We start from the raw sequence: 12,829 nt of genomic DNA, 5'->3' as shown, positions 1-12,829 counted from the left end.
TATGATATGAAATCATACAAAATAATAGATATGAAAGAATTTGATAGGTCAGACTATTTTCAATACTTTATGAGTGTAGGCAATACTATTGAATTTACGATAAAAATAGATGTAACAACTGCTGTGCAAAAATGTAAGCAAGAATTAATTAGTTTTCATGCGTACACACTATTTAAAATCTATAAAGCAATGAACTCAATTCAAAATTTTAGATATGATATTCTTGATGGAAATGTTATTGAATGGGAAAAAATTATTCCAACATTCACTAGTTTTAGCGAAAAAACTAAACTATTTTTTACATTGTGTGAAGAACCGATGGAAGGTTATCTTGAATTTGATAAGCAATATAAAGATTTAACTACAAAATATGCTGATTCAAACGAAATTGTTCCGCAAAAGGATTTACCACTAAATGTATTCAATGTTTCTTGCATACCTTGGATGCATTTTGAACACTTTTCTTCTAATTCAAAAACACAGGAAAATAAGATTACCAAGATGATTACTTTTGGAAAATATGAAGAAATCAATTCAAAACTAGTGATGCCAATTACAATACAAATCTCACATGCAATTGCAGACGGTTATCATGTATCGCTATTTTTTAAAAACTTACAGGATGAAATAAATCAAAAATAGTGTTTCTATTTTATGAGATATATATTATTTTATTAAATAATTATACCGATACGGAGAACCATATCACAAGCTAATATAGTTTGGGCATTATTAAAAATATAGAAAAAATAGTGTGTTTAAAACAATATGTTTATTATTCCTAAAATATTAATAATTTAATTATTAAAAATTATCATCATTTAATTTATATTTTTCTGAGGAATGCATAATTGCATTTCTAGATTTAAAATACGTGATATATAAGTTTAGAAACAGATGTATGTATTTTTTATAAATTGCCACAGTTAACTTTAAAATTAAAGTCATACATGTATTTGAATTACTAAGGTTAATGTTAGTAATTTCTTTTATCTTGTCTATAAGGACATAATTGAAGAATGACAATATTAATTAAATAAAAAAGAGCTATATTTTATATAGCTCTTATGCAAATATACTGTTTATTTTATCAACAGCTTCAAGCTTCTGCTCTTTCATCACATGGGTGTAAATATTCATAGTAGTTTCTATATCAGAATGACCCATTAAATGCTGGACTGTTTTAGGTGGTATACCAGCTTCAAATAATCTAGTTGCATAAGTATGTCTTAATGCATGGAATTTAATAGGCTCAATGCCTATAGATGTTAGTATTGTCTTTAAGTTCCGTCCTGGTCGTTTATCTTCTATTGGTCTACCTAATTTATTACAAAACACATAATTTTTATTATTGTATTCTTCTTGTAATAATAGTATAAGCTCATTTTGTTCATTTTTATGAGTTCGAAGCTTTTTAATTATATTTTGAGGTACTGGTATAGTTCTCAATGAATTTTTAGTTTTAGGAGTAGTTTCTTGAACTTCATACCTTACTATTTTATCATCTTCATATATAGCTGCTTTCTGTAAACTTCTATTAACATGAAGCTCATTATTTTTAAAATCTATATCAGACCATTTTAAACCTAATATTTCGCCAATCCTTAAACCAGTTCCAAGAGCAACTATGTATAATAATTCAAGCTCATGTCCTTTAATAGCTTCCAGGAACTTTTCTTGTTCTTCTTTAGTAAATACTTTAACCTCTTTATTATCTTCCTTCTTAGGCAGAGTAACAAGTTTACACCAGTTCTTTTGTATATATCCTTGCCTTTCAGCTTCATTTAAACAAGTTTTTAAATTAGTATTAATTTGCCTAATTGTTGTAGGAGTAATCCCATTATCTAATAACTTTTTATAGTGCCTTTGTAGGTGTGTTGTTCTTAGATCATTAAGCTTTATATTTCCAAAGTCAGTATTTTCTATATAGTTTTTATAAATTCCATGATACCTTTGAAAGCTTTTAGGCTTTAAATCTTGTTTCCTATAGTCAAATAACCATGAATAGAACCAATCTGAAACAGTTAATTTATCCTCATTTAGCACACCCATAAGCATTTGTTTTTTATACTCTTGAAGTTTATTTTTAACATCTTGTTGAGTTTTACCAGTAAATTGTTTACGTACTAGTTTTCCTTTGTCGTCAGTTCCTATGGTGATAGAAGCCCTCCAGCCTATTTGTATTCCATTTCTCATATTCTTAACAATAGAGCCTTCGCCGTTACTTCTTCTTTTGGCCATATCATCACCTACTTATTATTTTTATCATAATATTTAAGTCTATCAACAGAGCTTTGTATTCCATGAGTTATTTCATTAAAGAATAATTCAGCTTCTTCTAAAGTATTAAATATCTTTGTATATCCGTCTTTATGGTCAAATAATTTAATTTTTGTGACTCCATTATCATCTAGCAAAGATAATTCAATTTGTAATGCAATTAAAATATGTTCAAAAGGGCTAACTGTATTTTTGTGTTTAATCCAGTTCTTGTTATTATATTCAGCTTCCAATCGTTTCATTTCTTGTTCATATTCTGGAGTGACCTCGTATTCTTTGTATTGTCTATCCGTTTCGATTAAATTTAATTCATTATCTATATATTCCTTTAAATCATCCATATTCTCACATACATGAATAGAGTCGCCTTCGCCTCCCAAAAGCCTTTCTAGTGATACATTTAAAGCAATGGCTATTTTGTTTAACATATCTATGTTTGGAGTTCTTTTATTGTTTTCATAATTATAAATGGCGTTTTTAGATAAATTTGACTTTATGGCTAGTTCAGTTTGAGTTAAACCTTTTTCTTTCCTATATTTTTTTATGCTTTCCCCTATGTTCATATAATCACCTCTTACAATAAATTATAACCTAATTCCTACAAATGTAAAACTTTTTTGTGGAAATATAAAAATAACTATTGATTTCACACAAATGTATGACTATAATTAAATCATACAAACGTGGGAAGAGGTGATGGAATGAACTTGAAAATTGAAAGGATTAAAAGGAAATGGAACCAATCAGAATTAGCAGAAAGGTCAAATGTTGGATTGAATACCATAGTAAAAATTGAAAAAGGCAACGTTGATAATGTGAGCGTGTCAATATTAAAGAAACTTTCAAAAGCTTTAGGTGTGCCCGTAGCAGAATTATTTTTCAGTGAAGAAGAATAGAAGGGGGAAATAGCATGAGTATAAAAATGACTGGGGAACAGTTGAAGCTATTAAGTAGCATTTTTCCAAATATGACTATTCTTGAATTTTTAAATCTAATTAACAGATAAGGAGATGAATATTATGAGTGAATACAATAAAAAAACAATGACGGTGAAGGAGCTATCGGAATATTTAGGAATCGGGTATGTAAAAGCCTATGAGTTAACAAGGTCTAAAGATTTCCCTATGTTTAAAGTTGGTAAAAAAATTCTTGTCATTACTAGTAAGGTTGATGAATGGATAGAAAATACAGCTATAGGTAAAACGTTTTAAGAAGGTGATACTTTGCATCAAGGTTACATAAAGCTCCATAGAAAAATAAAAGATAGTCCATTATGGCAATCATGTAAGCCGGAAAGAAAAGTGATACTTATAACAATATTGTTAATGGCTAATCACAAAGAAAAGACAATTATACTAGATTCTACAAGGGAAAAGATAACACTCTTACCTGGTCAATTTGTGACATCAAGGAGTAAGTTAGCAAAGGAATGTGGAAAAGGTATATCAGAACAAATGGTAAGAAGTGCCTTGGTTGATTTTCAAAAACATAATTTTTTAACCAAAGAATCAACAAGCGAATCAACCAAGGGGTACACACTTATAACCATTAAAAACTGGGAATTGTATCAAATAGACAGTGCGAATCAACCAAGTAAGCAACCTAAAAAACAACCAAGCATCAACCAAGCACCAACCACGAACAAGAATGATAAGAATGTAAAGAATAATATATATACATCACAATGTGATGAATTATGGAAACTTTATCCTAATAAAAAAGGAAAAAAAGATGCTTATAAGAAATTACCAAAACTTCTAGAAGAATATTTATTAGAAGAATTAAAAAGAAGTGTAGAAAGATATTCGAAAGAAGTAGAAGGTAAAAATAAACAGTACATACAGCATGGAAGTACATTCTTTAATGGTGGATATGTGGATTATTTAGATGAAAATTTCAAAGAAACATCACATGATTCAGTAAAAGAAAAACCTAAACTAGATCAATATGGTTATGAGATTATTTAAAAATAGGAGGTATCAAAATGGAAAGTAACAAAAAGATACCTCCACACAACGTGGAGGCAGAGCAAACAGTGTTAGGAGCTATACTGTTAAATCCAAGCCTTATAAGTATAGCTTCTAAGAGAATTGATGTAGATACCTTTTACAAAGAAGTACATCAAAAGATATTTAAAAATATGTTAAGTATTCATATACAAGGTAAACCTATTGATTTAATTATATTGATAGAGGAACTCAAAGGCAATGATGAATTGGAAGAGGTAGGAGGGGTTGAATATATTACAAGTTTGCAGACTATAGTTCCTAACTATTCTAATATAGGTTATTATTTAGATTTGCTTATAGATAAAAACAACAGAAGGGTAGCTATAGGCCTTTTGAATATATTAAACGACAAATTATACAATGATAAAATAGAAACCGTCAAAACTGACATAGAATCGATTAAAAGTATATTTAGCAACAATAAGAGTATTGAACAATTATATATAGAAGCTTCAGATATAAAAAGAGGTAAGAATAATAATTTCTATATACCAACTGGTTTTAGTCCTTTGGATAATATGCTAGGTGGTGGATTTAGAGGAACATCATTAAATATATTAACTGGAGTACCTGGAAGTGGTAAGAGTACAATAATAAATCAAATACTAGCCGGAGTTATATTGGAAGGAAATAAAGCTTTTTTATATAGTGGTGAGCTACCAGAGGAAGATTTAATGTTTTGGTTTAATAGAACAGTAGCAAATGACTATCACATAGAAGAAAAAACAAGTAAAAAGGGAAAGAAATACATAGATATAACTGATTATAGCTGGAATTTAATAAGCAAATGGCTAAAAGGTAAGTTTAAAATATATGGAAGTAATTCAAAGGCAAATAAAGAAAATATATTAAGTGTTATTGAATACCTATCTATAAACCAAGATGTTAAATTCTTTGTTTTGGATAACCTAATGACTTTTGATATAGGGGAAAGTGATAAACAGTATCAACAACAGAAGCAACTATGTTTATCATTAAAGCAATTGGCTAAAAAGTACAAGTTAGTAATATTATTAGTTGCACATCCTAAAAAACCAGCTAAGGGAGAAAAGCCAAATATGTATGATATATCTGGAGCAAGTGAAATAGTTGGTTCAGCTGATACAGTTTTACGGATAGAGAGAAATAAGAATGATGGAGATGAAGAAACAAAGATTATAGTATTAAAAAATAGATGGGGAGGTATAACCAATAGAGCCTTCAATATATACTTTAATGAATATAGAAAAAGATTTTATACAAATCAAGAAGAGTTGACCGTGGATTATGGTTATGATCTAAACAAAAAGTTTACTCAAGTAGCTTGTAACGAATTGCCATTTTAAAGGGGTGATATAGATGTATGAGGAATACCCAAAAGAAGTAATTGACAAAATTAAAGAGCTGGGATTATACGGAAAGGATTTAAGGGAGATAATGCTTATTTCTGTAAATGCTTGTACTGAAATGATAAGGGATGCTGGAGTAGCACCAACTAAATTTAAAAGGGATATTGAAGCACTACAAACAAACCAGATACATTTAATCTATAAGATGGATAAATTGAAATAATATTCTAGGGAGGTAATAAGAGACTATAATTCTTTACAAATCAAAATACAGCACACGGAGACAAAAGACTTATGAAAAATGATGTAATAGAGGTTACGAAGGCTTATTATCAATATTTACTAGAAAGATTAGATAATGCAGAAAAGTATTTTAATGGACTATCTAAAGAAGAAAAAAGGGACATATATAAAACAAAAGAATACATGGCACTAGAGCAAATTATAAAGGAACTATCAGAAATAGAATCTATTGTAAGTAATTATAGTATTTTGGATGGTGTTGAGTTATAGGTGCAAAAATGACAGTAAGAAAAGTTATAGCCTTAATAAAAAGGCATGAGAATGTAAAGGTAATAGTAAATTCTAGAGTTAAAATATCAGATGATTATAAAAGAACAGTACACGATCTAGAAGATATATTAATAAATGATGAAGATATTGTAGAAGTAAAATTAAATGACAAAGTAATTGAGATTTCAGTAAAAGAATTGAAATTTGACTCTGGACCAATGGCAACAGTACTTTATAAAAGTAATTGTGTAATAGTTTTTACATATGGAGATTAACAACTATAGGGGGAATCTAATAATGAAAATACTAGAATCTAGGAATATGACAGTTGGTGAAGCTACAGTAAAGGTATATAAAACTTTGGAGTCACTTGGTTATGAATTTGATTTAGAGGAGCAAAAGGAATTGAAGGAATATGTTTTAGAGCATATAGACAGAGATGGAGGTTCTGGAATAGTTAAAAATATATTTACATTTGTTTTTGATAATTATAATGACTTAAAGAACTTAATAAATTAACTAGAAAAGTAGTTACTGGAATTAAGCTTCTAGTAACTACTTTAATTACTAAATATAGTGGCAAATAAAATAATAAAAAAGAAAATCACAACACTATAAAGGAGTATTTCAAATGTTTTGCAAAATAAGAAAAGGTAAATGGGGATATAGTATTTATGCTTGTGATAGAAAGAGGGTAAATGGGAAAGTAGTGTCAAATGATATAAAAATAGATACATATGCATGGCACTCACTTTATGAAGATAACGAAGAAATAAATGGCTTAATATATGATATACCAGTTATTTTAATGAGGAGTATAACAGCTCAATATATAAGAAATAAAGATGTAAACTTAGAGTTTGATGATGTAGTGGAAAAATTAATCAAAGTTAAAAAAGAGTATTACCCTACATATAAAGCCATGATGTTGAAAGTGATAGATGATATTAAAAAAGAAGAAGAAAATAAGCTTCTTGAGTATGAAAACTTTAAAAATAAATATAGCTCATTACACTATAAGGAGATTATGGAAAAGTACCAGGAAGGATATGACCGAGGATTATTGGATGGAATAAAAGTAGAGGATAAATTTTTTAATAGGAATAGTGACAAAAAACTTGAAGTGAATGATAGTGAAAAGAAACTACTAAAAGAAGCTTTTAAGTTATTATCATTTAAGCACCATCCAGATAGGGGTGGCAGTACAGAAAAAATGGCAAGTATAAATAACTTGAAGGAAAAGATATTAAAATAGATGGCAAATTAAACATTGTATTAAGTAGTTACTATAATTACATATTCAGTAGCTACTTATATTTTTATAACATTGAAATGTGTAGGGGGTATTAATGACAGATAAAGAGTACTTACAATATAGTCCAATGCTTATTAAAATAGCTAATAGATTTAAAAATAATCCCTATGGAATTGATATAGAAGATATTATGCAGATAGGTAGCATAGGAATGATTAGAGCCTTTGATACTTACCAGGAGGATAAGGAAATTAAATTTAGTACGTATGTTTATAATTGTATTAGCTGGAGTATAAGAAGAGAGTTTGATAATTTAAAACGGATTATGAAGCAATATACATTTACATCTTTAGATCATGAGATAGATGAAGAAAATAGTATGTATGAGATTATACCAAATAGTAGTGTAAATGTAGAATATGAAGTAATAGAAGATATGACACTACAAGAATACATACAAGAGTTTAGAAACATATTGACGCTAACAAAAGCTAACATTTTTATTGATAGATATGTAAATGAGCTTCAAATAAAAGATATAGCTGCTAAGTATAATAAAAAAGAAAGTACAATTAATAGCGTGATAAGACAATCAAAGCATGAGTTAATAAGAAAATCATTTAGAATAAGAAATGAATATGAAAGATATATAAACCAAAAGAAGAAAAGCGAAGATATATATATTAATCCATCTAACATAGAAGCTGGTAATGGTTATTATAATTCTAGGTTAGAATTTATTAAGAGATTAGAAGAAGAGCAAATACAAAGAGATAGAGAGTTTATGAGTTACTATAGGGGATAATATGAATAAGGATAAATATTACAAAATGACCGAGCAAATATTAAAAGAATATAATTATATGTTGCATGTAATAAAGCTTATTAATTTGGAATTAGAAGAGGAAACAAATACGGATTATGTAAGTAAATTAAAATATATTAAAAATAAGCATGAGATAATTATTAAAAAAATAGATATAGCTATTAATAATATGAGCGATGAAGAATACTGTCTATTTGATAGTTGGTATATAAATAAAGAAAGGCCAATGAATATAATGTGCAAAATGAATATATCTAAAAGTACATATTATGATATGAAAGAGAAGCTAATATTTAAAGTTAGTGAGATAATATATCCTAAGTTTATAAGGGATATGTATGAGAACCATTTATTTTAGTGTAGAAGCTATCCAAGTTGAAGAAGAAAAATTAAATTTAAGATAATATTATTACAAATCCTTAACAATGTGGGAAATTATAGAAACAAAATTGGAAATCATATAATATATTCTTAAATATGTGTAAGGGGGAAAGATATAGTAAATAAGCAGGTAAAAATATATGCCAACAAATTGAGTTTACTCATAAACATGGTGTTTATTCTAAAAGATGAAGTACAAGGGCCCATATATCATTAAGAATAGCATCTCAAACAAATTAGTGAAAAGGATAATAATATGAAAGCTAAAAAATACATAAATATTTATATTTTATTAATCATGATTCTTTTAAGTGGATGTAAATCAAATAATTTACAAGGATATGTTGATGAAGGCGTTTATAAAAATGATTATTTTGGATTTACTGTATTAGAAAAACTTACATATGAGTTTGAAGATATTAAACAAAATGAGATAAATTTAAATTCATTCACAGCAATACCTTTATTTAAACTACTTGATCAAGATAGTAAAGATACGATAGAAGCCTACTGCTTTAGTGAAAAAGAGTCAATTGAAAGCTTTGTAGAAGATTATGTTTCTAAGGAACTAAATAAAGATAATGTAAAAGAAATACCTTGTAAAGATAAAGAAGCTGGATACATTGCAAGAGAGTTTAAAGATGATGAAAAATTCTATAAATTATATTTTAAAGAGAGTAAGGGACATTACATAATGTTTAAGACTACATATAAAAAAGAACGAGAAAAGGATATAAGAACACATTATGTAACTACTATTTATATTGAAAATTAGTTTGTAAGAAATATATATGAAAGTCATTTATTTTAGTGTAGAAGCTATTTTAAATGGCTTTTTAATATTTTATAATACTTTAAAATCTTTGGGAAACTTGTGTGTTAAAGTAATACTAATATGTTCAAAAAAAGTAAAAATTGACAAAAATCATTACAAGAATTGAGTTGGTGTTATAATATAAGAAAGGTATAAGAAAGGTCGCAATTGTATAGTATTATAAAGTTAAATATTAAGGAGTTTTAAATAATAGATTTAAGGGATAAAGCTAAGAACTCTTAAAATTAGACATACCTGTGGTATACATTGCTTTAAAAAGAAATGAATATAGTGATAGAGTTAGAATAAAAAGGGGGAGTTATGATGAATCCAGTAGTAGCTATAAACTGGGAACTATTATTACAAGTTATTGTTACTATAGCTTTGTTATTATATATATTAATTAAAATAGTAAAGCACATATTAAGATAGTAAATTTATAGAACAAATTTGATTTACTATTTTAATCTATTACGAACTAGAAGGGTAGGAGCAGAGCTTCTACTTTTTTATTAAAAACTAATAAGATTGCTAGTCTACTATAGGGTCCTTTTTTTAATGTAATCATTATATTTATAGTATGTCAAATTATGTCAAATTATGTACATTTTAATAACAATTTTATATACTAATAAGTATAGAACTCGTAAAGCCTCTGTTTTCAAGCTCAAATGTACGAGATAAATTCTTTTTTGAACTGACCCATCAAGCTTATGCTATTGGCTCAAATAGATGGGTATGCTAATTATCCACTAAGCTTTGCTTAGTGGTTTTTTTATAAGTTACTTGGAGGAAATTGCATGGGGGGAACCAATTGAGATAAAAGAAGCTAAAACTTTTGATGAACAAATAGATTTGTTAGAAAAAAGGGATATGATTGTAGAAGACAGAGATATTGCAAAATTTATATTAGGAAACGTAAACTATTATAGATTTAGTGCTTATTGGCTTAATTTTAAAAATATTGATGATACATATAAAGAAAATATATTTTTTAATAATATATATTCAATCTATATGTTTGATAAAAAATTAAGAATTCTTTTAATGGATTTAATCGAAAATATAGAAATATCATTTAGAACTTACATTGCATACTCACTAGGGATTAATCATGGTACTATGGGTTGTAAGGATTCTAATAATTTTATAGATTCAGTGAAGCATAAAAAATTTATAGAACATTTGAATACACAAAAGAATAAAAACTCTAACAAAGAGTTTATAAGGCATCATACTATCAAATATCAAGGGAAACTTCCTATTTGGGTAGCGGTAGAAATAGTTACCTTTGGAGCTCTTGCAGACTTGTATTCAATTTTAATGCCAAATGAGAAAACTTTTATAAAAAAGGAATTATGCCCGGTAAACCCTAAACTAATCAAAGTATGGTTGCCTGGTTTAGCTATGCTTAGGAATCGCTGTGCTCACTTTGGTAGATTATATAATACTAATTTTAGTATGATAAAAATAAAGAGTAGTGATAAAGAAGGTCAAAACATAAAAAATAATAAAGTATTTGCCTATATTTTAGCTATGAAACACTTAACAGCAGACAAGGATATATGGAATAAGTTTTTCATAGATTTACAAAATTTAATTCAAGAATATAACAAGATTATTGATTTGGATTTACTTGGATTTCCAGAAGATTGGGTCAATATACTTTCTAAGTAAACTTAATACACAGGGATAATATCTATTTACTTTTTAGATATTATCCCTTTTTAATTTGAGCAAATAAATATTTACAAACATTGAAAATACTTTTTCTAAAAGGACTTATTGTTAATAGACTTAGCTGACATGAATATACTAGGCTGGTAACTATAGGGTATACATAATTTTTTATCTTATAGAAGATAAAAAAGCCCGTAAAATTAATACCTTACGGGCTTTTTTATTGACTAAATTTTTGAATACATAGTTTGGGGATATCTAAATTAATTTTATTATTACCAGTTTTGAGGGTCTATAAAAAAGAAAATTGTGTTATTAGAACACATAACCTATGGAGCTAAGATACACTTGAAACCCAATAAAACTCAACATTTAAAAACTATATTGACGAAAAGCTAAGTAATGCTAAGGTTAAAACCTCACTATTATACAAGGTGTAAAGTTTTTAACGCCCTAATAAACCCTAACAAATACTATATGACTATAAAGTAATATATAATTATAACATATGCAAAAGGCTCTAAGTATTGGAGGTAATTATGAAAATAAATAAGGAAATGTATTTTCTTAACATTACGAAAATATGTGTAGCAATTAAAAATAAAAATATACTTACAGAAATCGATAAAGTAAATAAAACGAAAGAAAAGAAAAAATATAAGAGTACCAAAAGGGAATCAAATGGTTCATAAAAGAGGATATGAGGCAAGAAAAGGCTATTGATACGAATATAGTGATTTAAATACTATAAGTGATCATAAGCGACAATATAAATTTGATGTCAATGGTAATAAGAGATAATGAAATAAAAGGAGTATTAAATTCAAGTGAAGATAAGCAATATGAATACTTTATAAAAAGTTGTAGATTATGAGGAAATTTGGGGTTTGTATTTTGAACAATGGCTTACAATTAAAGAGGGTAATATGATAATAATTCCTTTATGGCCCAAAGAAGAATTTATTCAAGAAAATATAAAAAAAGTAGACATCAATATAAATCAAAGTCTATAGTCATATATGATTTTATTGACTTGTGGATTCCTAAAATCATAGAAACAGAAACCTCTATTGCATTATTTTGAGATGGAGAGAAGTATTTAAATGTTAATACTGAAAAACTTATAAAGGATTTAGAGGAAGAAATAGATAATTATTAAATTAGAGAGGAAAATAACATATGAAAGAAATTTTAAACTTTAAAATAAATTCAGATAAGAGATATAAACAATTTATTGATGACATTATTGAAAATAAAACTGTATGGGGATTAAAATTAAAGGATGAAGATGGATGGGCAGTTGCTATATCTAATGAATATAAAGACACAGAGGTTATGACTTTCTGGTCAAATGAAGTTTATGCAAAAGCATGTATAAAAGAAGAGTGGGATAATTATGAAGCATGTTCAATTTCATTAGAAAATTTTTTAGACAATTGGCTTACAGGATTGAATGATGATGAATTAATGGCAGGTGTAAATTGGGATATGAATTTAATAGGGTTATAAGTAGAACCACTGGATTTATTAGATGATATTTTAAAAGTGAAAAATAAATAATTAATTATTTAAACATAACAAAGGAAAATTACTAAAAGCATATGATTTCTATATATGAGATATATATACAAAAAGTGTAATATTAAATTGAAATGTCATTAAAATCAATAGATTTGATAGAAAGTTTAATGTTTTTTATTAAGTCCATTATATTGAAGTTTTACATGGAGTATTATATAAAAT

Annotated in this window: 18 protein-coding genes; 16 read left to right on the top strand and 2 right to left on the bottom strand. The window is 27.1% G+C overall.

The annotated features are described in order from the left end of the window. Positions 1-6: 6 nt before the first annotated feature. Complete coding sequence (locus K0039_RS12125; RefSeq protein ID WP_228105337.1) at positions 7-642, top strand: CatA-like O-acetyltransferase; 636 nt, start codon at positions 7-9, stop codon at positions 640-642. 423 nt (positions 643-1,065) lie between these two features. Here K0039_RS12125 and K0039_RS12120 read toward each other — a convergent pair whose 3' ends face one another. Then, on the bottom strand, positions 1,066-2,241 hold the full coding sequence (locus K0039_RS12120) for a tyrosine-type recombinase/integrase (protein ID WP_228105336.1): 1,176 nt from the start codon (positions 2,239-2,241) through the stop codon (positions 1,066-1,068). A gap of 8 nt (positions 2,242-2,249) precedes the next feature. Continuing rightward, positions 2,250-2,843: a helix-turn-helix transcriptional regulator gene (locus K0039_RS12115; protein WP_228105335.1), complete on the bottom strand. Its 594-nt coding sequence runs from the start codon at positions 2,841-2,843 to the stop codon at positions 2,250-2,252. Between the two features lie 138 nt (positions 2,844-2,981). Between K0039_RS12115 and K0039_RS12110 the strand changes: the two genes are divergently transcribed. The 15 genes from K0039_RS12110 (at position 2,982) to K0039_RS12040 (ending at position 12,595) form a co-directional block, all read left to right on the top strand. Beyond that, positions 2,982-3,176 carry a helix-turn-helix domain-containing protein gene (locus tag K0039_RS12110; RefSeq protein WP_228105334.1) on the top strand — a complete coding sequence of 65 codons (195 nt, stop codon included), beginning with the start codon at positions 2,982-2,984 and terminating at the stop codon, positions 3,174-3,176. A gap of 123 nt (positions 3,177-3,299) precedes the next feature. Next, positions 3,300-3,491 (top strand): helix-turn-helix domain-containing protein, encoded by a 192-nt coding sequence (locus K0039_RS12105; RefSeq protein WP_228105333.1) that lies wholly within the window; start codon positions 3,300-3,302, stop codon positions 3,489-3,491. 114 nt (positions 3,492-3,605) lie between these two features. Next, the gene (locus K0039_RS12100) at positions 3,606-4,247 is read left to right on the top strand and encodes an LvrA C-terminal domain-related protein (protein WP_228105332.1); all 642 of its coding nucleotides are present in this window, start codon (positions 3,606-3,608) and stop codon (positions 4,245-4,247) included. A 17-nt stretch (positions 4,248-4,264) separates the two neighbouring features. Next, positions 4,265-5,614: a DnaB-like helicase N-terminal domain-containing protein gene (locus K0039_RS12095; protein ID WP_228105331.1), complete on the top strand. Its 1,350-nt coding sequence runs from the start codon at positions 4,265-4,267 to the stop codon at positions 5,612-5,614. Between the two features lie 13 nt (positions 5,615-5,627). Then, positions 5,628-5,840, top strand: coding sequence for a hypothetical protein (locus K0039_RS12090; protein WP_228105330.1), 213 nt, complete (start codon positions 5,628-5,630; stop codon positions 5,838-5,840). A 71-nt stretch (positions 5,841-5,911) separates the two neighbouring features. Beyond that, positions 5,912-6,130 (top strand): hypothetical protein, encoded by a 219-nt coding sequence (locus K0039_RS12085; RefSeq protein ID WP_228105329.1) that lies wholly within the window; start codon positions 5,912-5,914, stop codon positions 6,128-6,130. Positions 6,131-6,138: 8 nt separating this feature from the next. Next, complete coding sequence (locus K0039_RS12080) at positions 6,139-6,405, top strand: hypothetical protein (RefSeq protein ID WP_228105328.1); 267 nt, start codon at positions 6,139-6,141, stop codon at positions 6,403-6,405. Between the two features lie 22 nt (positions 6,406-6,427). Then, positions 6,428-6,649, top strand: coding sequence for a hypothetical protein (locus K0039_RS12075; protein ID WP_228105327.1), 222 nt, complete (start codon positions 6,428-6,430; stop codon positions 6,647-6,649). Positions 6,650-6,761: 112 nt separating this feature from the next. Then, positions 6,762-7,385, top strand: coding sequence for a hypothetical protein (locus tag K0039_RS12070; protein ID WP_228105326.1), 624 nt, complete (start codon positions 6,762-6,764; stop codon positions 7,383-7,385). Between the two features lie 94 nt (positions 7,386-7,479). Next, a complete protein-coding gene (locus K0039_RS12065) occupies positions 7,480-8,190 on the top strand; it encodes a sigma-70 family RNA polymerase sigma factor (RefSeq protein WP_228105325.1) in 711 nt (236 codons plus the stop codon). 1 nt (position 8,191) lies between these two features. After that, complete coding sequence (locus K0039_RS12060; RefSeq protein WP_228105324.1) at positions 8,192-8,569, top strand: DUF1492 domain-containing protein; 378 nt, start codon at positions 8,192-8,194, stop codon at positions 8,567-8,569. Between the two features lie 279 nt (positions 8,570-8,848). Further along, positions 8,849-9,367, top strand: a complete 519-nt coding sequence (locus K0039_RS12055) for a hypothetical protein (RefSeq protein WP_228105323.1) — start codon at positions 8,849-8,851, stop codon at positions 9,365-9,367. Between the two features lie 798 nt (positions 9,368-10,165). Beyond that, the gene (locus K0039_RS12050; RefSeq protein ID WP_228105322.1) at positions 10,166-11,083 is read left to right on the top strand and encodes an Abi family protein; all 918 of its coding nucleotides are present in this window, start codon (positions 10,166-10,168) and stop codon (positions 11,081-11,083) included. Positions 11,084-11,719: 636 nt separating this feature from the next. Then, positions 11,720-11,809 (top strand): polymorphic toxin type 8 domain-containing protein, encoded by a 90-nt coding sequence (locus K0039_RS23885; protein WP_369123852.1) that lies wholly within the window; start codon positions 11,720-11,722, stop codon positions 11,807-11,809. A 456-nt stretch (positions 11,810-12,265) separates the two neighbouring features. Further along, positions 12,266-12,595 carry a DUF2750 domain-containing protein gene (locus tag K0039_RS12040; RefSeq protein WP_228105320.1) on the top strand — a complete coding sequence of 110 codons (330 nt, stop codon included), beginning with the start codon at positions 12,266-12,268 and terminating at the stop codon, positions 12,593-12,595. Positions 12,596-12,829: the final 234 nt, after the last annotated feature.

It is taken from the genome of Terrisporobacter mayombei, from assembly GCF_020748465.1.
Taxonomy (GTDB): domain Bacteria; phylum Bacillota; class Clostridia; order Peptostreptococcales; family Peptostreptococcaceae; genus Terrisporobacter; species Terrisporobacter mayombei.
The sequence above is the reverse complement of the archived record's forward strand: the minus strand, read 5'-3'. Positions and strand labels throughout refer to the sequence as shown.